The sequence below is a fragment of the Paenibacillus sp. J22FR83 genome (assembly GCF_059691955.1).
The window spans coordinates 512,830-536,445 of the sequence record NZ_JCAUAM010000001.1 but is presented as its reverse complement, the minus strand read 5'-3'; the positions used below and the strand labels follow the sequence as shown (position 1 = coordinate 536,445).

The 23,616-nt window shown below is 45.0% G+C and carries 19 protein-coding genes; 18 read left to right on the top strand and 1 reads right to left on the bottom strand.

The window, feature by feature from the left end; translation table 11 throughout:
* Nucleotides 1–49 precede the first annotated feature (49 nt).
* The 5 genes from AC58PV_RS01790 to AC58PV_RS01770 all read left to right on the top strand — a co-directional run bounded on the left by AC58PV_RS01790 (nt 50) and on the right by AC58PV_RS01770 (nt 4,813).
* Nucleotides 50–1,414, top strand: coding sequence for an ABC transporter substrate-binding protein (locus AC58PV_RS01790; RefSeq protein ID WP_497430583.1), 1,365 nt, complete (start codon nt 50–52; stop codon nt 1,412–1,414).
* Between the two features lie 64 nt (nt 1,415–1,478).
* Nucleotides 1,479–2,372, top strand: a complete 894-nt coding sequence (locus AC58PV_RS01785; RefSeq protein WP_497430582.1) for a carbohydrate ABC transporter permease — start codon at nt 1,479–1,481, stop codon at nt 2,370–2,372.
* Nucleotides 2,372–3,208 carry a carbohydrate ABC transporter permease gene (locus AC58PV_RS01780; protein WP_497430581.1) on the top strand — a complete coding sequence of 279 codons (837 nt, stop codon included), beginning with the start codon at nt 2,372–2,374 and terminating at the stop codon, nt 3,206–3,208. Before AC58PV_RS01785 ends, AC58PV_RS01780 begins: the two co-directional genes overlap by 1 nt.
* A 34-nt stretch (nt 3,209–3,242) precedes the next feature.
* Nucleotides 3,243–4,376 carry a Gfo/Idh/MocA family protein gene (locus AC58PV_RS01775; protein WP_497430580.1) on the top strand — a complete coding sequence of 378 codons (1,134 nt, stop codon included), beginning with the start codon at nt 3,243–3,245 and terminating at the stop codon, nt 4,374–4,376.
* Complete coding sequence (locus tag AC58PV_RS01770) at nt 4,373–4,813, top strand: NanQ anomerase/TabA/YiaL family protein (protein ID WP_497430579.1); 441 nt, start codon at nt 4,373–4,375, stop codon at nt 4,811–4,813. The genes AC58PV_RS01775 and AC58PV_RS01770 overlap by 4 nt, the downstream gene beginning before the upstream one ends.
* 77 nt (nt 4,814–4,890) lie before the next feature.
* On the opposite strand, the gene AC58PV_RS01765 is transcribed toward AC58PV_RS01770, so the two are convergent.
* Nucleotides 4,891–5,787 (bottom strand): helix-turn-helix domain-containing protein, encoded by an 897-nt coding sequence (locus tag AC58PV_RS01765; RefSeq protein WP_497430578.1) that lies wholly within the window; start codon nt 5,785–5,787, stop codon nt 4,891–4,893.
* Nucleotides 5,788–5,924: 137 nt separating this feature from the next.
* Here AC58PV_RS01765 and AC58PV_RS01760 point away from each other — a divergent pair, with 137 nt between their 5' ends.
* From AC58PV_RS01760 to AC58PV_RS01700, 13 genes are all read left to right on the top strand, one after another.
* Entirely contained in the window at nt 5,925–7,388 is a 1,464-nt protein-coding gene (locus AC58PV_RS01760; protein WP_497430577.1) for a sulfatase family protein, read from the top strand.
* A gap of 87 nt (nt 7,389–7,475) precedes the next feature.
* The gene (locus tag AC58PV_RS01755; RefSeq protein WP_497430576.1) at nt 7,476–9,803 is read left to right on the top strand and encodes a helix-turn-helix domain-containing protein; all 2,328 of its coding nucleotides are present in this window, start codon (nt 7,476–7,478) and stop codon (nt 9,801–9,803) included.
* 150 nt (nt 9,804–9,953) lie between these two features.
* The gene (locus AC58PV_RS01750; protein ID WP_497430575.1) at nt 9,954–10,904 is read left to right on the top strand and encodes an ABC transporter permease; all 951 of its coding nucleotides are present in this window, start codon (nt 9,954–9,956) and stop codon (nt 10,902–10,904) included.
* A gap of 21 nt (nt 10,905–10,925) precedes the next feature.
* Nucleotides 10,926–11,792, top strand: a complete 867-nt coding sequence (locus AC58PV_RS01745) for a carbohydrate ABC transporter permease (protein WP_497430574.1) — start codon at nt 10,926–10,928, stop codon at nt 11,790–11,792.
* A gap of 29 nt (nt 11,793–11,821) precedes the next feature.
* Nucleotides 11,822–13,357 carry an extracellular solute-binding protein gene (locus tag AC58PV_RS01740; protein WP_497430573.1) on the top strand — a complete coding sequence of 512 codons (1,536 nt, stop codon included), beginning with the start codon at nt 11,822–11,824 and terminating at the stop codon, nt 13,355–13,357.
* Between the two features lie 231 nt (nt 13,358–13,588).
* Nucleotides 13,589–13,924 (top strand): hypothetical protein, encoded by a 336-nt coding sequence (locus AC58PV_RS01735; protein WP_497430572.1) that lies wholly within the window; start codon nt 13,589–13,591, stop codon nt 13,922–13,924.
* A 19-nt stretch (nt 13,925–13,943) separates the two neighbouring features.
* Entirely contained in the window at nt 13,944–14,888 is a 945-nt protein-coding gene (locus AC58PV_RS01730; RefSeq protein ID WP_497430571.1) for an SGNH/GDSL hydrolase family protein, read from the top strand.
* 20 nt (nt 14,889–14,908) lie between these two features.
* Nucleotides 14,909–16,231, top strand: a complete 1,323-nt coding sequence (locus tag AC58PV_RS01725) for a Gfo/Idh/MocA family protein (protein ID WP_497430570.1) — start codon at nt 14,909–14,911, stop codon at nt 16,229–16,231.
* Nucleotides 16,232–16,406: 175 nt separating this feature from the next.
* Complete coding sequence (locus AC58PV_RS01720; RefSeq protein WP_497430569.1) at nt 16,407–18,182, top strand: sensor histidine kinase; 1,776 nt, start codon at nt 16,407–16,409, stop codon at nt 18,180–18,182.
* Nucleotides 18,176–19,852, top strand: coding sequence for a response regulator (locus tag AC58PV_RS01715; protein WP_497430568.1), 1,677 nt, complete (start codon nt 18,176–18,178; stop codon nt 19,850–19,852). The genes AC58PV_RS01720 and AC58PV_RS01715 overlap by 7 nt, the downstream gene beginning before the upstream one ends.
* Before the next feature lie 203 nt (nt 19,853–20,055).
* The gene (locus AC58PV_RS01710) at nt 20,056–20,952 is read left to right on the top strand and encodes an ABC transporter permease (protein ID WP_497430567.1); all 897 of its coding nucleotides are present in this window, start codon (nt 20,056–20,058) and stop codon (nt 20,950–20,952) included.
* Nucleotides 20,953–20,969: 17 nt separating this feature from the next.
* Nucleotides 20,970–21,860 (top strand): carbohydrate ABC transporter permease, encoded by an 891-nt coding sequence (locus tag AC58PV_RS01705; protein ID WP_497430566.1) that lies wholly within the window; start codon nt 20,970–20,972, stop codon nt 21,858–21,860.
* A gap of 48 nt (nt 21,861–21,908) precedes the next feature.
* On the top strand, nt 21,909–23,606 hold the full coding sequence (locus AC58PV_RS01700) for an extracellular solute-binding protein (RefSeq protein WP_497430565.1): 1,698 nt from the start codon (nt 21,909–21,911) through the stop codon (nt 23,604–23,606).
* The last annotated feature ends 10 nt before the right edge of the window (nt 23,607–23,616 follow it).

Sequence of the window (23,616 nt, the reverse complement as noted above, 5' to 3'; positions counted from 1 at the left end):
TGAGTTTTAAGGGGTTTGTTATATTCCAGTATCGGAGAGGGGTCAAACAATGAAAAAGAAATTAGCGCTCGTCCTACTCGCTTCAACCGTACTTGCAACCGCTTGCAGCAATGGAAAAGAGGAATCTAATGCTACGCCCAATGTTAACAAAGGGGCAACCACGACTTCGGCAGCGCCATTAAAAGGGGAAATTGTTTTCTGGCATTCCTTTACGCAAGGGCCAAGAAACGACTATATGAAACAAGCTGCTGATGATTTTATGAAAAAGAATCCGGAAGTCAAAATTAAAATTGAGACATTCTCATGGGGTGAATTTTACACGAAATGGACAACGGGTTTGCTGTCAGGGCAAGTGCCTGATGTGAGTACAGCCCTGCCAAATCATGTGGTTGAAATGTTGAATTCCGAGGCGATTATTCCAATTAACGATGTGATTGACAAGATTGGAAGAAGTCGTTTCTATGAAGCTCCTCTGAAAGAAGGCACGAAGGATGGTAAAAATTACTCCATTCCGATTTACTCGCACGCTCAAGTTATGTGGTATCGCAAAGATTTGTTGAAAGCTGCAAACCTGGAAGTACCTAAAACCTGGAGCGAACTGTTTGAAGCGGCTAAGAAAGTGAACAATCCGCCGAACGTTTACGGTCTGTCCGTTCCAACCGGATCCGGCGATCTGATGGCTACCCGATTCTTGAACTTCTACGTGAGATCAGCTGGAGAGACATTGATTACGAAAGATGGGAAAGCGAATCTGACAAGTAAAGCCGCACTCGATGGCATTCAATATTGGGTTGATATGTATAGAGCGACATCTCCAACCGGTTCAATTAACTTCAAAGTATTAGACCAAGCTACGTTGTTCTATCAAGGCAAGACGGCTTTCGACTTTAATAGCGGCTTCCAGATCGGCGGGGTGGAAACGAACTCTCCTGCTTTATTAGACCAAATCGATGCAGCTCCTATGCCGAAGCTGAATGCAAGCGATGCGGACCGTGGCATCGAAACTTCCAATATCCCAATGGTCGTATGGAAAAACAGCAAGCACCCGGAAATTGCTAAAGCTTTTATTGAAAGCTTGTATGAGAAAGACAAATACATTAAGTTCTTACATTCTGTACCTGCAGGCATGCTGCCAGCAATGAAGGATATTGCCGAAGATCCAGCGTTCCTCGACAACCCGACGATCAAGAAATTCAGCAATGCGGTTAAAGTTATCGGCAATGCGATAAACAGCGGAACTGCGATCGGTATGGAAAATGGTCCTTCGGTCCAATCGGGCATCATTACGAGTCAGAATGTGATTGAAATGATGTTTCAAGACATTATCTTGAAGAAAGACAAGGCGAATATAGAAGAGGAAGCTAAAAAAGCCGAGAAGAAATTAAATGACTTATTTCAAACGGCAACCAAATAGTTAAATGGAGGGGGAGGAGCTCCCTCTTCCTCTTACTTAACTTCTCATGAGTGGAGTGAACCGGATGGGCACTAGAAGGCTGAAAAGATTGAATTCCACGGGCTTATTATTCATCTTGCCTGCGGTTCTAATCGTGGTATTACTGCTAATTTACCCTATAATTTCAAGCATTTACTTCAGTTTTACCTCGAAAAACTTAATTAAAGTGAATTACGCTTGGGTATGGTTAGATAATTTTACATGGGTTCTTACCAACCCGGATTTTTACCATGCATTTGTTAACTCGATCAAATGGACGGTATATTCGATAATTGGCCAGCTATTCCTTGGCTTTGCCAGTGCTCTGGCGCTCAATAAAATTCCAAGGTTTTCCGGCATTTATCGCACCTTATTAATTATTCCTTGGGCATTCCCGGCCATTGTGATCGCTTTCTCATGGAAATGGATTTTAAACGATGTCTACGGTTTCATTCCGAATTTGTTAACCACCATGGGAATTACAGAGAACAATATTAACCTTTTTGCAGAACCTGATTATGTCTTTGCAGCGGTAGTTTTTATTAACATATGGTTCGGTTATCCCTTGTTTATGGTCAATATCCTGTCTGCGCTCAAAACAATTCCAAGCGAGCAATATGAAGCTGCCGTCATGGACGGGGCAACCGCTTGGCAATCGTTCTGGTCGATTACGGTACGGCATATTAGGGGTGTCATCGGCTTATTGCTCGTGCTGAGAACCATTTGGATTTTCAATAACTTCGATCTTTTGTATTTAATGACGGGCGGTGGCCCTTCCGATATTACGACGACCTTGCCTATTTTCGCGTATAAAGCTGGTTGGGGGATGAAGCAGCTTGGCGTCGCCTCTGCCATAACGATTATCTTGCTGCTGTTTCTGCTTTGTGTTTGTTTAGTCTATTTCAGATTCCTGAATAAATGGGAAAAGGAGGATCGCTAATGAATCGTGTAGGCACCAGTAAGCTTGCTATGTCCTTCTTATACGTTTTACTCACGGTACTTGCCATTATAGCGGTCTTTCCTTTGATCTGGATCATCTTATCCTCTTTCAAGTCGTCCGGTGAAATGGCCAGTCACCCCTTGGCGTTTTTTCCGAAGTCCTTTACGTTCTCGTATTATGACAGGGTTCTGAACAATTTGCACTTCACGACCAATATTAAAAACAGTTTGCTCGTTTCCTTATCGGCAACTGTAATCACGATCGTCGTTTCCTCGTTAGCTGCTTATGGCATTGTTCGTTTTTTCCCAAGAGCGGGGAAGAAGATGACCAAACTTTTAATTACAACGTATATGTTTCCGCCTATCTTGCTAGCTGTGCCCTATTCGATCATCATCGTCAAATTCGGATTGGTGAATACATGGACAGGGCTTGTCATCACCTACTTATCCTTCTCCATTCCGTATGCCATATGGATGCTGACCGGTTTCTTCCAAACTGTTCCTATTGAAATTGAAGAGGCTGCCAGAGTGGATGGTGCCGGGAAACTAAGAACATTCGTTCAAGTTGTGCTGCCGATTGTGGCACCAGGCGTTGTAGCAACAGCTATTTATACGTTTATTAATACATGGAATGAATTTCTGTTCGCCTTGCTGCTCATCAACAGTTCAGCTAAAATGCCGATTTCCGTGGCGTTATATTCATTGACCGGATCGGAAATTCTGGATTGGGGAGAGATGATGGCCGCTTCGGTTATTGTTATCGTACCATCTATCGTATTTTTCATGTTGATTCAAAAGAAGATTGCCGGAGGGCTGTCAGACGGTTCTGTTAAATAAATATATAAGCGATTTTTCGGGAGGAGTTTCATCTATGAGCACATTAAGCACAGTGAATTATGGCGTTATAGGTACAGGTTATTTCGGTGCAGGGTTAGCCAGATTAATTAATCAGTTGGAAGGTGCCAAGGTTGTAGCGGTGTATGATCCGGAGCATGCGGAGTCGGTCGCCAACGAGTTGAACTGTGATATTGAAAAAGATATTGAATCCTTGTGCAGCAGACCCGACGTACATGCCGTTATTGTAGCATCCCCGAACGGTTACCATAAAGCGCCCGTTGTGTGCGCAGCTGCCCATGGGAAACATGTATTTTGTGAAAAGCCCATCGCGCTATCCTACGAGGATTGCAATGAGATGATTACGATAACAAAGGAAAACGGACTTATTTTCATGGCTGGCCATGTTATGAATTTTATGAACGGCGTACGAACTGCGAAGCGTTTGATTAATGAAGGAAGAATTGGTGACATTCTGTTCTGCCATGCAGAGCGCAACGGTTGGGAGGAAGCGCAGACCGAGGTAAGCTGGAAAAAGAAAAGAGAGATTTCAGGGGGACACCTCTATCATCATATACATGAACTGGACTTTATCCAGTTTCTCATGGGACCTGCCGAAAGAGTTTGTATGACAGGGGGCAATGTTGCTCATCAAGGAGAGCGATTCGGCGACGAGGATGATATGCTGTTCATTTCTCTGGAATTTGCCAATCATCGGTACGCTACGCTGCAATACGGTTCCGCATTCAGATGGAGCGATCATTTCGTCAAAATTCAAGGAAGCAAAGGCGCCATTCTTATCGATATGCAGGATGTCAAAGTAGTCCTGAAAACGCCGGAGGGCGAAGAAAGATTCCTGCTTCACGAATCGAAGGAAGTGGATGAAGATCGCACGCGTATTTACAAAGGGTTGGAGATGGATGGAGCGATCATGTATGGAAAACCAAGCGCTACACCTCCGTTATGGCTGAGCGGCATTATGCAGAAGGAAATGGTTTATTTCCATGGCATTATGCAAGGATCCCCTGTGGAAGATGAATTCAAACCGCTGTTGGATGGAACGGCGGCCAGAGCGGCGATTGCAACGGCAGACGCACTGACTTTATCGCTAAAGGAAGACAGGAAAGTTAGCGTGAAGGAAATTACCGATAAAAGGATGGTAAGTGTATGATCTACGACAAGATAACGAATTTGGATCAGTACGCCTTTGCCAACCCGAGACTTATGGAAGCCGTTCAGGATATACGAAGCAACCTACGGGAAATGGCGTTTGCCACAACAAGTTTTACCAAGAACCAAATCACGTTTACAACGAGTCCGAAAGAAGAGAAACGGTTTGAAGCGCACAAGAAATACATTGATATTCACTTGGTTTTAGAAGGAAGAGAGTATGTTGAAATTTCAAATACGGATTGTTTATCCAATCTAACGGAATATGACAGCCAAAGTGATATCCAATTTGGCGATGTAACATCAGATCTTAAGTTTACAGGATACTTAGAAGAAGGTTACTTTCTGATTTGTTTCCCGGAAGATACGCACTTGGTGGGAGCACACGTGCATCGTGAAGTTGAGGTAACTAAAATTGTTTATAAAATCGCTTTCTAACGGGAGAAAGAAATGAACCCATAAATTCAGGGGCACAATTGGGTAAGCCTAGTTGTGCCCTTTACCTTTTACGCAAATCAATAATCGGTTAGTCGCATCTGTTTCCGATATGCTTGTGGACTTAACCCGGCAGTATTACGAAAAGCGCGACTAAATTCACTAAGTTCGTTGTAACCAACACGTCGTGAGATTTCGCTAATGGACAAATCGGTCTGAACGAGCAGCTCCTCGGAAATCTGGATGCGATGGTTTCGCACATACTGAGAGGGTGGTTGTCCCATCTCTTTTCGAAATAAATAGCTGAAATGACTCGAACTTAAATAAACATGAGCAGCTAACTTTTCTAGCGAGAGTGATTCATGAGCATGCTCCTGGATATACGCACATACTTGCACAATTCGAGGATCAATAGTGGGAAGTGGATTCGGTAATTGTGGTAGAAGTAATTCCATTAATAGAGCAAACCATTGCTGGACGGCGCCTTGAACCCGAAGAAGCCCAAGAGATGTAGTTAGTTGCGTGTGCTTATCTTCATTAGCGTCAATGTGTCGTTGCAGCGTGGTGGCAAATTGCTCGAATAAGACGACAGATGTCATCCATAGCTCGGAGAGGCGAGTAATAGCATCACTGTCCGTTAATTTGGTGATTATCGGAAATTGATAAGATTCGTGAAAGTTGAACGGTCCCAGCTTGATCATACAGCTAAGTGATAAGTAACTTACGGGATCGCCAGACTGTTCCGCAAGAAGCTGGTACGGTACACCTGGTGGAAATACAATGAGATCGCCTTTACGAACTGTATGTGTTTCATCCTCGATTTGAATCGTACGAATCCCATCCAGAATGAGCCAGAAGACGGGGATTGGATTTCTTACAGGACCGAAGCTGAAATCATGTGGTTTTAACATATGTCGAATCCAACTGGGTTGGAAACTAAATTCTAGCCGTTGTGAATCAGGATACAGAATAAACAATTGAGGACCTCCCACTCGCAGACATCGTAAGAATTGTCAAATATACCGTTGATTGTGACATGGAATCTAAGTGTTGTAAATAGTACGTTATAGTTGGGGAAATTATTGTACATTACACTTATGGAGGCGTTGATTTCGTGGAAAAAACCAATCAGAAACCAAACATTGTGTTCATTCTCGCAGACGATATGGGGAGCTGGGCGCTTGGTTGTGCCGGCAATAGTGAAATACGTACACCAAATCTAGATCGACTCGCTGCGGAAGGCATGCGTTTTGATAACTTCTTTTGTACCTCGCCGGTTTGCTCGCCAGCACGTGCGTCGATATTGACTGGAAGAATCCCTTCCCAGCATGGGGTTCATGATTGGATTCGCTCAGGCAATGTCAACACGAGTGAATTGAACGAACAAGTAAGAGCGGAACCGGTATTTGCCGATGAGCGGACCGCGGTCGATTATTTAGCTGAGCAACCGACATATACGGAGCTGCTGGCTCAAACCGGATATGCCTGTGCATTAAGCGGGAAGTGGCATTTGGGCAACAGCACCGTCCCGAGAAAAGGATTCGATCGCTGGTTCTCAATCGCCAGAGGCGGCTGCTCCTATATGAGACCCGATATCGTGGAGAACGGAGAGGTGAAAATCGTCGAAGGGTACGTAACCGACATGATTACAGACAACGCAGTGCAATTTTTGGACGAAATGTCGCACTCGGGCTCTCCATTTTATTTGAGCGTTCATTATACAGCGCCGCATTCGCCTTGGGATCGGTCAGAGCATCCGGAATCTTTTGTCGCGCTTTATGAAGATTGCCCGTTCAATTCAGTGCCTGAGTTGCCGTTACATCCGAACCAGGCACGCACCGCACCGACTGGAGAAGGGGATAAACGTAATGAGCTCTTGCGTGGATATTACGCATCCGTCACAGCCATGGACGAAGGAATTGGCAAGATCATGGACATGTTGGAAGAACGGGGGCTTCGTGATAATACGTTAATCGTGTTTACGGGCGACAATGGTATGAACATGGGACATCATGGAATATGGGGGAAAGGGAATGGTACATTCCCATTTAATATGTATGATACATCAGTGAAGGTACCTGCTATTTTTAGCCATACTGGTGTTATTCCTGCGGGGCAAGTACAGCGTGAGTTGATTAGCCAATATGACCTGTTCCCTACCTTGCTCGACTACGTTGGGTTATCTAATCCCGAACAAGAGCGGCTGCCAGGTCGAAGCTTCTACGATCTACTAGTAGACTGTACAGGTGAAGGCCGAGAGGACATCGTCATCTATGACGAGTATGGACCCGTTCGAATGATTCGCACCCGAGAGTGGAAATACGTACATCACTATCCGTATGGACCACATGAGCTTTATGATCTAGTGAATGACCCCGATGAGAATATGAACAGGGCTGAAGAGAGTGAGTATCAATCTGTGATAGAAGAACTCCGAATGCGCTTGGGAACTTGGTTTAGCAAATATGCCATTCCTGGGAAGGAAGGTATTTCTGCTCCAGTTACTGGGCTTGGACAGATGAAGCCGCTCGCGCCAGGGGTAACAGAAAGTAGTGCGTTTAAGCCGTTAGTGAAATAGTAGATTCGGAATGCTGTCTGCTACACACATGGTGAATGCCATACGAAAAGCTGTCGCTGAAACAGCCACAGATGAGGAGGGGTTCCGATGAAACGATCCATCTATATCCGGTTGCTGTTTCATTTGACAGTTGCTGTCGTTCTGATTACATGTCTGGCGGGGGCGCTCGTATATCGCTACACGACAGCTATGCTGAAGGATGAAATTATCGGTGCCAATAATGAATTGTTGTTGCAGACGAGCAAGATTGTTGATCAATCGCTTGGCGAAGTTCAGCAAATCGCTACGACACTAGCATTGAACAGTGATGTACAGAAATCAGTGTGGTTTTCGTGGAATTTAGAAGAAGAATATCGGTTTCTGAAAAATACAGGAGCCCTATTCGATGAACGAATCAATTCATCCAATTACATGCACTCCATTTATTTGTACAGTTCTGTCAATCGGAAGTTAATATCGAGTTCAGGTATTACCGACATGACCGACTTTTCATACCGTCAGGTATTGGAGCGTTTTGTAGAAGGGCGGAGCACATCAGCCTGGGTAGCGGCGAGCATGTTGACTGCCGAAGGGGCTCGAGAAAACGTCATTAGTTTTCTAATTACCGTCCCGTTCAATAGCGTGGATAAGAAAGGCGTCTTGCTGATTAACCTCAAGGAAGATGTGCTCTATAATGCTGTTGTTAATACGAACAACCGGAAACTTGGCAATGTCGCGGTTCTGAATGTGAACGGCGAAGTACTGTCTTATAAAGATAAGAGCATGCTGCTCGAACCTTTCGAGCAAGCGGATATCGAACGAATTCGCCATGATAAAGAAGGCTATTTCGTGGAAATAATCGGCGGCAAGAAGATGTTCGTATCATTTCTGAGCTCATCGTTCAACAACTGGATATACATTACGTTAAACCCACACGGGGAGCTGTTCAAACGTTCCAATGAAGTGATTCGGATTACACTGCTTATCTCAGTAATCAGCTTGGCAGTGGGTGTGTTACTGATGGTAATTGTCTCGAGAAGGCATTACCAGCCTGTACAAAATATGATGCAAGCGCTCGTATCTTACATGGAGAAGCCACTGCCAAAGGTTAAATACGGGGATGAGTTCAGATTTATCCGCGAGTCGATCGATCAGCTGCATCATGAAAATGAGGAGTTCAAGACCAAGTTTCGCGGCCAGGAGCTCATATTAAGGGATCATTTCCTGCTGAATCTGCTCTCTGGCAAAACGGCCGACCAGGCTGAAATGATCAGGCAGTTGAACTATTATCGTCTTGATCTAGAGCCAACCCACTTTCTTGTGATAGCAATTCGGGTTCATTTGAACGGGAATATGCTCAGGTCTCCTGACGAACAGTTGCGTAACCTGATCCACTTCCAGATTCGCACCATCTGCGAGGACGCTATCGCTTTATTTGGCAAAGGGGCCTACATTAGCTGGTTTCATAAGCATGACGTCATCATTCTCAACACGGGACATTGTGATTTGACCACTCCTGCTAGTGACAAGGCGAAGGAATTTGCGTTTCGGGTCAAAAACGAGGTGACTTCGAAACTGGAAGGTGTCAACGTTACATTGGGAATCGGCGGGAACTACGAGCTTATTACGGAAATACCGCTTTCCTATAATGAAGCAACAGAAGCACTTCTGCACGAAAGAATCGCAGGGATTGGAAGCATTTTGTCCATTCACGACTTAAACGTCAACCGTGCCAATCGGAACCACTTTATCGCGTACCGTCAGCATGTAGACAAACTTATCGGCGATCTGAAGTCTGGCCATTTAGACAAAGTCAAAGACACGAAGAATACCATCATTAACCAACTCGAACATGACGGTCATTTCGGTCTTAATTACAAGAATATGATCTTGTTTCACTTGCTGAATGCACTCTCTACGGTTTGGGTGGAGCTTGCTGTGTCCGGTGAAGAACCAGTCGAGCAAGTCAACCGATGGCATTATGAATTCGCCAAACTTCAAAATTTAGAAGAAATCAGTCTTTGGCTAGACGGTATCATTACCTATATCGCGGACGATCTGGCACATAGGCGAGATAATAAGAACGCGGAAGTTATCGCCAAGTTAGTGGCGTATATCCACAATCATTACCGAGAACCAATCGGTCTTCAGATGCTAGCCGATATGGCTTACATGAACAGCCACTATGTATCGAAGCTGTTTAAGGAAATGACGGGATCTACGTTTATCGATTATTTGACGGATACGCGCTTCCGTGAAGCGTGCCGGCTCTTAAAGGAGACGGACCGCCATATTAATGATATCGCCGAAGCAACGGGGTTCGGACAGAAGCAAAATTTGATTCGCACATTCAAAAAAATGATAGGTCAGACGCCGACCGAGTATCGGAATCGGGACGTTTTGGAGCGACTGGAGAGCTTGAATCGGAATAATTGAATCCAATCCCATCAATTGATACCCAAGAAAAACGATAAATGAAACCGTTGCCAACAAGTGAATCTTGAGGACGCCTCCCCCTTCATTTTATGCTCAAACTGCATACAAGACATGCAGATAACAAGCATAAAGGAAGGGGGAATTTGGTCTATGGCAGTACCAGCGACCACATCGCGGGCACAAATCGATAGTCAGAGACGGGTGTTATGGAAGCGCATCGTATCCAACCGCTTTATTTATTTGATGCTTGTGCCTGCGATTGTTTATTATGGTGTCTTTCATTATTACCCGATGTATGGCGCCCTGATCGCGTTCAAGCAATTTAGCATTACGAAAGGGATTATCGGAAGTCCATGGGTAGGATTGAAACACTTCGAGACGTTGTTCGCGCTCGATAAGTTCTGGCAAGTGTTTTGGAACACAATTGTGATCAGCTTGTACAGGCTTGTTTTCGGCTTTCCGCTGCCGCTGTTTGTGGCGGTATTAATGAATGAAGTTCGCAAAATGGTATTCAAGCGCACGGTGCAAACCATTATTTACTTGCCTCATTTCATTTCCTGGGTCATTCTGGGCGGACTGTTAATCAATCTGCTGTCTACCGACAGCGGTGTTGTGAACAACGCGATCCGTTCGCTAGGCGGAGATCCGGTAGGCTTCCTGACGGATGAAAGCTATTTTCGCAGCACGCTCGTCTGGTCGATGATCTGGAAGGAGTTTGGTTGGAACACAATTATCTATATGGCCGCCCTCGCCGGAGTCAATCCACAGTTGTATGAGGCCGCATTGGTGGATGGGGCCAACCGGTGGCGGAGAATCTGGCATATTACGCTGCCGTGCATTCGCAGCACAATTATTATTTTATTGATTTTGCGAATTGGCCATTTAATGGAGGCAGGTTTCGAACAAATATTCGTGCTGTACCATCCCGGCGTCTATCAAACATCCGATATTATCGACACCTATGTGTATAGAATTGGGCTAACCGAAGGACGATTTAGCCTAGCTGCAGCGGTCGGATTATTTAAGTCGGCAATCAATTTCGTCCTGCTTATTATCGCAAATCGACTGGCGCGCATGATGGGTGAGCAAGGTATTTACTAAAACGGAAAGGAGGCATGCAGCATGGTTCGTAACAGTTTCGGCGGAAAATTATTTGACGCAACGAATGTACTATTTTTGGTGCTGATCACGCTGTTGACACTGTACCCGTTCTGGGACTCGCTCATCGTCTCGATCACGCCGATGCAAGAGAGTATGTCGTCCAGCCTTCATCTCTATCCGAAAGCGATTACATTCGAAGCTTACAGCTATATTCTCGGTCTGAAGCAGTTGTGGGTTTCGTACAAAGTCAGTCTCATCATTACGATAGTTGGGACAGCAATCAGCATGATAGCGACCACATTGGCTGCTTACGCACTCTCCAAGAAGCAGTTGCCAGGCGGACGCATCATCATGTTCATGATCGTATTCACGATGATGTTCAGCGGGGGGATCATCCCGAACTATCTGGTAGTCAAACAGCTTGGAATTATTAATACGATGTGGTCCATGATGATTCCCGCAGCGATTCAGACGTATAATCTGATACTGATGCGCAGCTTTTTCTCGTCTGTTCCGGAAAGCTTGGAGGAGTCTGCCCGCATCGACGGCTGCCATGATTTTGGCATATTGCTGCGCATCATCGTCCCATTGTCGCTGCCAGCCATCGCCACCATATCGTTATTTTATGCGGTGTCGAAGTGGAACGAATTTTTCACAGCGGTTATGTATGTGACAGATAAGGAAATATGGCCTCTCCAGTTATTTATGAGGTCCATGCTAATTGATAACGAGGCCGCTTTCCAATCCGGAGGGGACAGTCCCTTTCTGCTCGGTCAATCGATTAAGATGGCAACGATCATGATTTCTACCATTCCAGTCATGCTGATCTACCCTTTCTTTCAACGGTATTTCGTGCAAGGGGTCACGCTGGGAGCAGTTAAGGAATAAAGGTTCGTAATAGAAGAGGAGGATAATCAATGCGAAAAAATAATAAATGGCTTGCAATTGCCCTTACGGGGGTGCTTGCGGTATCTGTAGCAGGTTGTGGAAATACCGAGAATGAGTCTGGAGCGGGCGGCGCTGGAACGAATAAGGAAGACCAGAAGGTCAAAATCGTGTTCCTGACCCCAGGTGACGGTGCCGCCAAGGCGATTAATGCAGGGGATCGAATTATTACCGAAATCAATAAGAAGCTCGGGATCGATCTGGAAGTTAAACTCGTACCGGAAAACGGCTTCGAGAAGATCAACGTTGCTATGGCAACGGGAGATTTGCCTGATATCGTGACCATCAACTATCCGTCTCCATCATTGAACCAATGGATCACCGAAGGCTTGCTCTTGCCATTAAATGACTATTTGTCTGTCATGCCGACGGTGAAGGAGAAGCTCGAGAAGCAACTGTCCTGGACTGCCGTTAATGGTAAATATTACGGATACCCCTTCATTGAGGAGCGCTCGAATACCACCGTCGCTTACCGCGCGGACTGGCTTGAAACTCTTGGTCTGAAGGAACCCCAGACGCTGGATGACTTCTACACGGTGCTCAAAGAAATCGCAACGAAAGATCCCGACAAAAACGGAAAAGCCGATACGTACGGACTGACAGGCAGCAAAAGCACTGGATTCAACGGGTCGTTCAATTTCGTCATGTTTGGTTATGGTTTGCCTCATGGCGATTGGGTACTGGACTCCGCAGGAAAGGTCGCTCCCATATTTGAGCATCCTGCTTTTAAACAGAGTGTTCAATATTTGCGTAAATTGTGGGACGAGAAGCTGATTGATCCGGAATTTCTGCTGAATGATACGCAGCAGCGGGAGCAGAAGTTTTTCCAAAGTAAAGTCGGATTTATGGGCACTCCGCTGTTCCGTCACGTGAACCGTCTGGAAACGAGCTTACAAAAGGTGAATCCGCAAGGGAAGCTTGGATTTATGGCACCGCCGGCCGGACCGGAAGGCAAGCGAGGCATGGCGAGTGCGCCGAAGGGCGGTCTGTTCACAGCCGTTACCAAAAACGCCAAGGATCCGCAAAAAGCGGCTAAACTAATCGAGTTTATGCTATCTAAGGAAGGCCGCAGCTTGCTGGAGCTTGGCATCGAAGGCGTTCATTATACGAAGGCAGGCGATAAAATCACTTACAATGAAGAAGAACGGGCCAAAGACGGGTTTGCTTCCAGTGGCTGGTCGCATCCACTCGCGTGGGGCAGTGTCGTTTGGCCACTTACAGAAAATTATTTGCCTCAAACAGAACCTCAGGCTGACCGTGCGAAGCAGTCCGTAGATATTGCGACCAAATACCTGGTTCCTAATCTCGTTAATGTGACGACCGCAGAGGAAGTAGAGATGGGCAGCGTGTTGGGCGAGCTATTGGGTCAATATTATCTTGACATGATTGCCGGTAAGAAGGACATTGACGCTGGATTGGCCGAGCTATCCAAGAAATGGCGTGATCAGGGCGGCAACAAAGTTCTGGAAGCGGTTAACAAGGCGTATCAGGCACAACAGAAGAAGTAAGGAAAGAATGGGTATGCGGAACTCTGTTAATCGAGGTACGTGCAACCTAAATGACCGTCAGGATGAACTTCCTGACGGTTTTTCTCGATCTGCTCGCAAAAAGGACAAGAAAAGATAAGGATGTGTATAGAATCTCGTAGATTTGCATGACCGCATATTTTACTCTTAAGAGAAGAATCATGATGTTTTCATAGTTATCAAACTGATAAGTAATGTTAAGGAGAGTGATGGATGATGGACGATCGCGCTAGCATACACCCAGCACCGCCGGAATCGTATGTATATTTACCGACGGGTTCGACGCTAATCAGCAATCCGATGGATTTAAAAGGATACTCCAAATGCAGAATCTATGTACAAGCAAACGTTGCAGGAAGTATTGATGTTGCTATAAGCGGCGCGCCGAATGAAGGCGGAATGTATACGGATGAATTAAGTGTCAATGCGGTGAAGACTGGAATTAACGTAACAACTTCGTATGTCCTGGATAATGTATCCCGATTTGTAAAGGTAAAATGTGCGAATCTAACTGGCAAATGGACGATCTGGGTAGTACCAATTTGGTGATGAGAAGGGGGTTGCTGTAATGGCGAGGATGAAGATCGAGGATATGGCATTGAGCTATTCGGGCACATGGACTCATGTCAGTACAACGAGCGGAAGCATGGATAGCAGACATGATTCAGATGGAACTGCAGCGGCTAATGCGTCGGCAATATGGAAGGCTTATTGTACGAGTATAGAAATTTATGCACTGAAGGCGCCAACCTTCGGAATGGCGGATATTTACATTGATGGGGTCATCCATGGTGAAGTGGATTATTATGCGCCCACTGCGCAGTACGGAATTATGATCTATGAGGTCATCGAACTGTCTGCAGGTTACCACACCATAGAAATTCGCAAGAAAGAAACGAGAAATCCCAGCTCAACAGGCAACTACATTTCGATTGATTATTTGTATGCCGAATTGGTACAACCGCAGCAATCTCAGTATAAAAGTATCGTCTGCATCGGTGATTCCATTACTTTCGGAGCCAACGTCTCTGTAAGACCAGACAACTTATACGGTAGAAAGCTGCAGCAAATGTTGTTTCGTCCTGTCAGTATCCATGGTTTATCCGGAGCGGATGTCAGTACGATTACCAATGTGATAGAGTCTGTTGTCGCATCTAGAAATCCGGACTTGGTGTTATGGCTAACAGGCATGAACAATACGAATCCTAAGGCTTCCTTAGAAATTGGTTTAGATAAAATGAAAGCCTACCTCCCCCATGCAGACATCATCGTGGCCACGATTCAATATAATACCTATTACACATCGGCACAAAACGTCGTCAAAGTAGACGAAGTGAAAGCGGCATGCGCAGTGAAAGGGATTCCGTGCGTGGACATGTATAGCCCGACATTAGGAAACACGTATTTGAATAAGCCAGAGAATACCGTACATCCAGGCGATGAAGGGCAAGGTGTACTCGCTTCCTTGTTTTATCAGGAAATCATTAAGAAGTTCATAATCCCAAGTGTCTAAAAGTAGAAAGGTACAAGAATATGGATATGAAAATGGGTCCATCCCGTATGTCGGAAGATCGGCCTATGAAGGCCGTCATTATTGGCGCAGGCAATCGAAGTTTGATTTATGCTTCGTATGCTTTGCAGCATCCAGATGAATTGCAGATCGTTGGCATTGTTGAGCCTAATCTAGAACGTAGGCAATTAACGGCAGAACGCTTCGGTATTTCTCCAGACAACTGCTTTGCATCCGTTGAGGAACTTGTTGTTCATCCCCAATTAGCGGATGCGGCTATTAATGGAACGATGGATCAACTTCATCTTGAAACAACGCTGCCACTTTTAAAAGCGGGATACGATGTTCTGTTGGAGAAGCCGATCGGCGTAAGTGAAGAGGAAGTACTTGAACTGTACGAAGCCGCGAACTTCTATCAACGGACCGTGATGATTTGTCATGTAATGCGGCATGCTCCATTTTATTTGGAAATCCGTAAGCAAATCGAAAGCGGAGTAATCGGGGATATCATAGCCATACAGACAGAGGAAAATGTAAGCTACCACCATATGGCGACTTCTTTCGTGCGGGGGAAATGGAATAGTTTAGCGAATTGTCACTCCTCCATGCTATTAGCCAAATGCTGCCATGACTTAGATATGATTACTTGGATGAAAGGCAGCGTACGACCGAGGAAAGTTAGTAGCTTCGGAGGATTATTCCAGTTTCGAGCGGACAAAGCCCCGGAAGGCGCTGGTACTAGGTGTCTTGTTGATTGTCCAATTGAAGCCACATGTATCTATTCCGCGAATAACATGTATATCGAACGAGATTTATGGGGCATTTATGCGTGGGACACTAGATATGTAAGCAGTAATCCAACCCTCGAAGAAAAAATCCAATCGCTGCGAACTTCCAATCCATACGGGCGCTGCGTATGGCGCTGTGATAATGATGTTGTTGATCATCAAACCGTTATCATCGAATTCGAAGACGGAAGTACAGCATCGCACAATCTAACAGGAGCCACCTCCAAGTCGTGTAGAACGATTCATATCACGGGGACAAAAGGTGAAATTTCCGGTACGATGGAGGAAGGTTACTTCTTGGTTAGGCAGCCAGATACAAGGCCTGGTCATTTGTACAAGGAAGAACGGATCGAAACGAATGTCACCTCTGACATGCATGGTGGGGGCGATTTGCGGCTGGTTGCAGATTTTGTTCGCAGCTTGCGGGGAATTAAACTTTCTCTGTCTTCGACATCTCTAGAGAAATCGATATATGGCCACCAAATCGGCTTTGCGGCAGAACGCTCAAGAGCTGAGAATACCATTGTGGAAATTGGCTCCTTAGTCGATCGTGCATAAACGACATATATAGAACGAAACTGTCTGCTCGAGCTATTCGAAACTCGAGCGGATTTTTTGTGTAACCGTTTATTTGGATACAAGAGGAAAGTGTAGGTAAATGTCGAATAGGTTTGTCAACTATGCCGGTTGTAATTAGTAAGGACGTATTGAACACGATGGGGGGTATTCCAACATGATGCACTTAAACTGGCAGAATTGGTGGTTTTCTATTTTCACAAAACTGTTGGCATTATTACTCATTATGATATTGCCTGTGTATGCAATGGCTATTCATAGCAATGAGTCCGGGTCGCACCTAGTCAGCAATGAAATTTCATCCTCGCTCCAAGCACAAATCAGCTTCTACCATAATTCCCTTAACAAAGAAATCGATCGAATGATTCAACTTCAACGTCAATATGTGGTTGATGATGACTTGTTAAACCTCAGCGTAATTGGAGAAGGTCTGCCTGACTACGATCGTTCACTGATGATGCGACAACTTCAACTTAAGCTGAATCTAATCAAGAACTCCGGCATCTACGCAACTGTAGCTAAAGCGTATATCCCCTCGCTTCAACGAATCATAAGCACAGATGATCTCACAACAGCGCTCCCCTCAGGACAAATTGAACAATTAAAAAAAGAACGAGAGCTATTTACGAACGGTACGCCTATATATGCTAGAGATGGCAAGCTGTTTATACGGGAATTTTACCCCACCAGAGCAGTCACGCCTGAACGTGATCCCGTATTTGTTCTGGAGACGGAGATTTCCGTGAATGAACTACGAAATTTCCTCTTGCAAATATCTAGCTTTAAGAAGAGCGGATCGGCTCTCGTCAGCGATGCATGGCGAATTTCGAGCGATGAGAACAATGAAGCTATGACGCCAATCATTGAGCTTGTTCAAAGTCAGGTGGCTAAGCAATCAGTAAACGGGAGATGGATAGAAAACATTCGGGTGAACAACCAAAACTATATTACGGCCTTTGAGTACGCCTCAGATTCGAACACAACACTGCTTGTGTTCGTGCCGGAGTCAGATATACTTGGGCCGCTGGAGAAATATAAAAAGTTCATTCTGCTTATGTCCATCGCAACCATTGTACTGATTGTGCTCGTTTCTTATTGGATCTATCAGGTCATTCATAAGCCGCTTTCTAAAATGGTACGTGCCTTCCGCAATATGGAATCAGGCAATCTGAACCTTGTTCTGCATCACAAGAGTCGGGATGAATTCAACTATCTCTATAGGCAATTCAATCGGATGACAGACAGACTAAGAACCCTGATTTACGAGGTATATGAAAAACAGCTGCAAAAGCAGCAGGCAGAATTAAATCAGCTGCAGTCACAGATTAAGCCCCATTTTCTCTATAACAGCCTGTATTTGTTGTATCGCATTACGAAAGATGAAGACTATGAGAACAGCTTGAGGCTTACCAAGTATTTGGGTGATTATTTTCGCTATATTACGAAGGTAGCAGGTGAAGATGTACCGCTTTCCGAAGAATGGCATCACGTGCGCATGTATATGGAGATCCAGAATGTTAGATTTTCCAATCGCTTAAAAGTATCCATTGCCGAGCTGCCCGAAGATAAACACAATCTACTCGTGCCACGATTGATTTTGCAACCGCTGGTCGAGAACGCTTACAACTATGGACTCGAGCATACTTTGGCAAATGGGGAGCTAACCATAACGGTTGAAGCGGGCGAAAAAGTTTTGAAAATCCTAATCGAAGACAACGGAATCGGCATGACGGAGGAAGACATCAAGCTATGGAATCATCGGTTCACTCATCCGACAGGAAATATCGATGTCAGCGGGATCATGAATGTGCACCGGCGGTTGCAATTAAAATTCGGTGATGAATCGGGTATTCAAGTAAGATCGAGGTCAGGTGGAGGCCTATGTGTAATCTTGACGATCCGAATTGATCAGGAGGAGGGGAACCCATGCTGAACTTAATGATTGTGGATGACGAATCTGTCGCGGTCAATTTATTATCCAATGCGCTGGAAGAGTGGGGCAAGTATGAATTAACGATTAATAAAGCCTATTCAGGCAATGAAGCTTTGGAACGGATTCGAGAGCGCCGACTCGATATCTTGCTCACGGATATTCGCATGCCTGGCATGAACGGTCTTGAGTTGGCAGACCATGTGCTGGATTTATGGCCTCGGTGCAAGATTATCTTCCTCTCCGGATACAATGATTTCGAGTACATTCAGAAAGCGATCCGCAAGGGGGGAATGGACTATATTCTGAAAGCCGAAGACGATGAACTCATCTTTCAAGCGATTGAAAAGGCGGCAGAGGAGATTAAGACTGAGCTGCATGAGGGGGGTATTCTTAAGAAGGCCCAGGAGCTTATGCAGCAAGCCTTTCCATCCATGCGGCGCGATTGCTTGATGGAAATGCTGGGCGGGGAGATCGGTTCCGAGGCGGCAAGAGTGAAACGGTTCTCGGAATTAGGTATTCCTTTGGATCCCCTGCAAGATGTGTATCTCGCGGTAGGGAGGGTCGACGACTGGGGAAAGAATCTGTCAACGTCAGATAGAACGCTTTTATCGTACGCTATTCAAAACATTGCAGAGGAGTTTCTGGCAGACAAGTTTCGGTTTGTATTTCTGTTGTACGATCGGTTTCGATTCGTCTGGTTCATTCAACCCAAACAATTTCCACTCTCTCATGGCGAAGAAGCTGAGGTGGCTTGGGAGCGTGTACGGCAATTCGTAAAAGGAACATCTGAATCCATACAAGTGACCTGCAGTCAGCTGTTAAAATTGCCGATTTCTCTCATGCTAAGTTCAAATCCGTGTTCATGGGAGAAGGCGGCAGGTCAATTCGATTCGCTCAAGCTTAATCTTAGCAGCGGATTAATTCGAAGCGTCGAGAAGCTGGTAGTGGAGCCTAGTTCAGACACAGCTGGGCTGGAGCGTTCCAGTAAAACCTTTTTCGCAGAGATGGCAGTGCGCAATCATATGCGGAAACTAGACTTGTTGGAGGCTCATTTGGATAGCGGGGATAAAGCGCAGTTCGTTCAACATTTTCATAAGTTTACTATGCTGAACAACATGGAAGTGTCTGAGATAAAGTTGACATATTTAACCATGGAAATGTTCGCAAATCTATCCTCCTTCTTTCTTTCCTATATGAGTCGGCGAAATCTTATTGAAGAACTTGGTGCTCCAATGAAGTTGGATCAATATGTACAATTCGATAACCACAGCTCTTGGGAGGCTGCATTAGCCTATTTTCGACAGTTAGGAGAGATGGCGGCTGACTACAACGGCAGGCTGCAGCTAGAAAGAACCCATGAAATGATCCGTATTTTACATCAATATGTGCATGATTTTATGAAGGAGGATTTGACACTTACGCGATTGGCCGAGGTCGTCTATCTCAGTCCGCCGTATTTGTCTCGATTGTATAAGCAGCTAACTGGCAATAACCTGACGGATTATGTGACTGAACAACGAATGGTGCGCGCCAAAAAGCTGCTCAAAAATACAAGTATGAAAATCCACGAAATTGCCTACGAAGTTGGCTTTGAATCAGCACCTTATTTTACCCGTGTATTTAAGAAACTGACGAGTTCAACACCAATTGAATATCGCGAAATGAATTAAATGTTTCGTGAATGAACTGCCGCCGGACATGCGAGCCCCCTCGTTGATGTTGATTCGGCGTTTTTTTTTGCGTGAAAGCATAGAGATTTCATGAAGTTCAAGAGAGAAGATAAGGAAGTAGGCAATGTCTCGTATTTTTACATCCCAATACCTTTTATTATGAAAGATAAGCAGGGCATTACGAAGGGGGTGAGAGAAAAGTAATGAATAATCGATGGAATTCCAAGGTATCCTTACATCTTATGGTTTTGCCAGGCATTATAACAGTGCTGATCTTTAGCTATATTCCGTTGTTCGGTTTGGTGATGGCTTTTGAAAAGTATGTGCCCTCGAAGGGAATATTGGGCTCGCATTGGGTAGGATTTGATAATTTTCGTTATGTGATGCATTTGCCCGACTTTTTTCAAGTGATTCTAAATACCATCCTTATTGCTGTTATGAAAATTATAGCGGGGCTTCTGGTACCCATAGCCATTTCGCTGCTCTTAAATGAAATGCGCATTACGTTCATCAAGAGAAGCATTCAAACACTTGTTTATTTACCGCATTTTCTGTCCTGGGTCATCTTGGGAGGCATCCTAGTGGATATCTTGTCCCCATCGGCAGGGGTTGTGAACCAGTTGCTTCAAGCGATTGGCATCGATCCGATATTTTTTCTTGGCGATAATAAGTGGTTTCCTTTTACACTGGTGTTGTCCAACGAATGGAAGGAATTTGGTTTCAGCACGATTGTATATCTAGCGGCTATTGCAGGTATCAATCCTTCGCTCTACGAGTCGGCCGTAATAGATGGCGCCAATCGCTGGAAATGCGCGCTTCATATCACGTTGCCTGGTATTGCGCCGATCATCGTGTTAATGGCTACGTTAAGTATCGGTAGCATCTTGAATGCCGGCTTTGAGCAAGTGTTTAATCTCTACAGTCCAGTTGTCTATCAAAGCGGTGACATTATTGATACGTTTGTATACCGGATAGGCTTGATCGACGCGCAATATGGTGTGGCAACAGCAGTTGGCATGATGAAGTCAGTAGTCTCGCTAGTACTCATCTCCGTGTCCTACTATCTTGCTTACCGGATTGCGAATTATAGAATCTTTTAGAGAGAAGGAAGTTGAACTTGGTAGATCGTTACTCTTGGTCGAGATGGTTGTTCGTTGTGCTCAATTATACGTTTCTGATCCTGCTGGCGGTCTTATGTATCCTTCCGCTGATTCATGTACTCGCTATCTCTCTTAGCTCAAATCTTGCCGTCTCTGCTGGGATGGTCAAGCTTTGGCCGAAAGATTTAACGTTGATATCCTACGAATTTATTCTTAGGAAGTCGGAATTTTTATTGTCTCTGCTTGTTACACTGAAGCGGGTTCTGCTAGGGGTGGCAGTCAATATGTTACTTACGATATTGGCAGCCTATCCACTGTCGAAAGAATCGTCTGAGTTCAAAGGTCGGACTGTGTATGTCTGGATCTTGGTGTTTACGATGCTTTTCTCGGGCGGTCTTATCCCTTTGTATATGACGGTTAAGACGCTAGGCATGCTGGACTCCATTTGGGCGCTGATTCTGCCACATGCCCTTCCAGTTTTTAATGTCGTGCTGCTCCTGAACTTTTTTAGAGGAATTCCTAAAGAGCTAGAGGAAGCGGCTTTCATCGACGGGGCAGGATATATGAGGATCTTATGGAAAGTATATGTTCCGTTATCTATGCCATCCATCGCGACATTAACGCTGTTTGCTACGGTTGGCCATTGGAACGCTTGGTTCGATGGACTTATTTTCATGAATTCGCCGGCCAATTATCCGCTTCAAAGTTATCTGTACACGATCGTCAATAATGTAGATGCGATCATGGGGAACCTGGATCTTGTGAATATCAAGTTATACGAGGAAGTTTCAAGTCGGACGGCCAAAGCAGCACAAATCTTTTTAGGTGCACTTCCCATTTTGCTCTTATATCCATTTCTTCAGCGTTTCTTTATAAAAGGAATTGTTGTAGGCAGTGTAAAAGGTTAAAAGTCGGAGGGGCTATCTACAATTAAATTATTCCCAGGGGGATTGTCCATGAAAATCAAGTATGTTACCGGGCTGAATATGATTCTGATCTCTGCTCTTATGACACTTTCCGCATGCAGCAGCGATACGAATGAACAGGGGAGTCCAAGCCCATCCGAACCAGCGAAAGAAGCTAATTCGCAGTCCGCAGCGCCAACCAATGGTAAGTACACTCCGGCAATCGAAGTATCGACGGTAAGATATACCGATGCCGGGTTTAAATTTAAAGACGGGGAGTCGCTGGATAAGAATATTTGGAACGGTATTTTTGAAGATGAACTTGGCATAAAAGTGAAAAATATGTGGGTTGTGGACAAATCGCAATACAACCAAAAACTAAATGTGACGATTGCTTCGGGCACTTTGCCTGACTTCTTTGAAGTCGACAAGGTGACCATGCAGCGACTCGTAGACGAAGGAGCGCTTGAAGACTTGACCGCTGTCTACGAGAAGTATGCCAGCCCTTTTGCAAAGAAAACGCTTACAGTTGATGGTGGGGCTGCGATTAAAGCCGCGACTGTGAATGGTAAATTGATGGCAATTCCGCATACAGCCTCAAACGGAGGCGTTGCTTCGACTGAAATGATCTGGCTTAGAACCGATTGGCTGAAGAAAGTGAACCTTTCACCGCCTAAGACGATGGATGATGTGATGAAAATTGCAGAAGCATTCAGCAAGATGGATCCGGATGAGAACGGAAAAAACGACACGTACGGTCTGGCAATTAACAAAGAGATGCTGCAAAATTTTGGATCGGTCCGGGGCTTCTTTAACGGGTATCACGCCTATCCAGACTATTGGGTAAAAGACGCATCGGGTAAAATCGTATTCGGTTCGGTGCAGCCAGAAATGAAAGTCGCGTTGCAGAAGCTTCAGGATTTGTATAAAAATGGCGTCCTAGACAAAGAGTTTTCCGTCAAGGACACGAACAAGATTCTGGAAGACGTGAATGCGGAGAAAATCGGCTTAATTTATGGGCATCTTTGGGATCCGCCAGGCAAAACGTATGACATTAATTATCTGAAAGTCAAGGATGCCGCTTATCCGCTTTGGCAGACGTATCCTATCGTCTCCGTAGACTCCGCCCCAGCGAAGGTACAAGCAAATCCAACGGCAGAAACGTTTTTTGTTGTCAGAAAAGGTGCGAAGAACCCGGAAGTTGTTATCAAGCTGCTCAACACTTATTTGAAGAAATATATTGAAACCGATTATTCCGGTTCAGTCAATCCTTTTATTGCGAAAGACGGGATTTTCCCTGCCAAATTTGCTCCGGTGCAACTAGAGTCACCTAATCTTAATCTAGAAGCTTGGTATAAAGTTGTCGACGCGCTCAAGACAGGGGATGGCAGCAAACTTGATTTCCCTGCCTCTGTTCACTTTGACCGTATTTCCAAGTTTAGAAGTGGCGATTACAAGATGTGGTATTCAGATCGGACGTTTGGTCCAGAGGGTGCCTTTAAAGTCATTGATCAGTACGATAAGCAGAAAACATTTGTTTTTGACGAATTTATCTCCTCGCCGACACCAACGATGGTTGATAAACTTTCAACGCTAACGAAAATGGAAATGGAAGTTTTTACTAAAATTATCATGAATGCAGCACCGGTCTCTGATTTTGATAAGTTTGTTGAGCAATGGAAACTGTCAGGTGGAAGTAAGATCGAACAGGAGGCTAACGAAGCGTACAAAAAAAATCAAGGTAACTAGCAAAATTTGC

What these genes read in the sequence shown, in the direction of transcription:
- AC58PV_RS01785 (WP_497430582.1), top strand. Translation starts at nt 1,479, where the DNA reads ATGGGCACTAGAAGGCTGAAAAGATTGAATTCCACGGGCTTATTATTC.
- AC58PV_RS01770 (WP_497430579.1), top strand. Translation starts at nt 4,373, where the DNA reads ATGATCTACGACAAGATAACGAATTTGGATCAGTACGCCTTTGCCAAC.
- AC58PV_RS01730 (WP_497430571.1), top strand. Translation starts at nt 13,944, where the DNA reads ATGGCGAGGATGAAGATCGAGGATATGGCATTGAGCTATTCGGGCACA.
- AC58PV_RS01715 (WP_497430568.1), top strand. Translation starts at nt 18,176, where the DNA reads ATGCTGAACTTAATGATTGTGGATGACGAATCTGTCGCGGTCAATTTA.
- AC58PV_RS01745 (WP_497430574.1), top strand. Translation starts at nt 10,926, where the DNA reads ATGGTTCGTAACAGTTTCGGCGGAAAATTATTTGACGCAACGAATGTA.
- AC58PV_RS01735 (WP_497430572.1), top strand. Translation starts at nt 13,589, where the DNA reads ATGATGGACGATCGCGCTAGCATACACCCAGCACCGCCGGAATCGTAT.
- AC58PV_RS01720 (WP_497430569.1), top strand. Translation starts at nt 16,407, where the DNA reads ATGATGCACTTAAACTGGCAGAATTGGTGGTTTTCTATTTTCACAAAA.
- AC58PV_RS01740 (WP_497430573.1), top strand. Translation starts at nt 11,822, where the DNA reads ATGCGAAAAAATAATAAATGGCTTGCAATTGCCCTTACGGGGGTGCTT.
- AC58PV_RS01710 (WP_497430567.1), top strand. Translation starts at nt 20,056, where the DNA reads ATGAATAATCGATGGAATTCCAAGGTATCCTTACATCTTATGGTTTTG.
- AC58PV_RS01790 (WP_497430583.1), top strand. Translation starts at nt 50, where the DNA reads ATGAAAAAGAAATTAGCGCTCGTCCTACTCGCTTCAACCGTACTTGCA.
- AC58PV_RS01755 (WP_497430576.1), top strand. Translation starts at nt 7,476, where the DNA reads ATGAAACGATCCATCTATATCCGGTTGCTGTTTCATTTGACAGTTGCT.
- AC58PV_RS01750 (WP_497430575.1), top strand. Translation starts at nt 9,954, where the DNA reads ATGGCAGTACCAGCGACCACATCGCGGGCACAAATCGATAGTCAGAGA.
- AC58PV_RS01725 (WP_497430570.1), top strand. Translation starts at nt 14,909, where the DNA reads ATGGATATGAAAATGGGTCCATCCCGTATGTCGGAAGATCGGCCTATG.
- AC58PV_RS01775 (WP_497430580.1), top strand. Translation starts at nt 3,243, where the DNA reads ATGAGCACATTAAGCACAGTGAATTATGGCGTTATAGGTACAGGTTAT.
- AC58PV_RS01700 (WP_497430565.1), top strand. Translation starts at nt 21,909, where the DNA reads ATGAAAATCAAGTATGTTACCGGGCTGAATATGATTCTGATCTCTGCT.
- AC58PV_RS01780 (WP_497430581.1), top strand. Translation starts at nt 2,372, where the DNA reads ATGAATCGTGTAGGCACCAGTAAGCTTGCTATGTCCTTCTTATACGTT.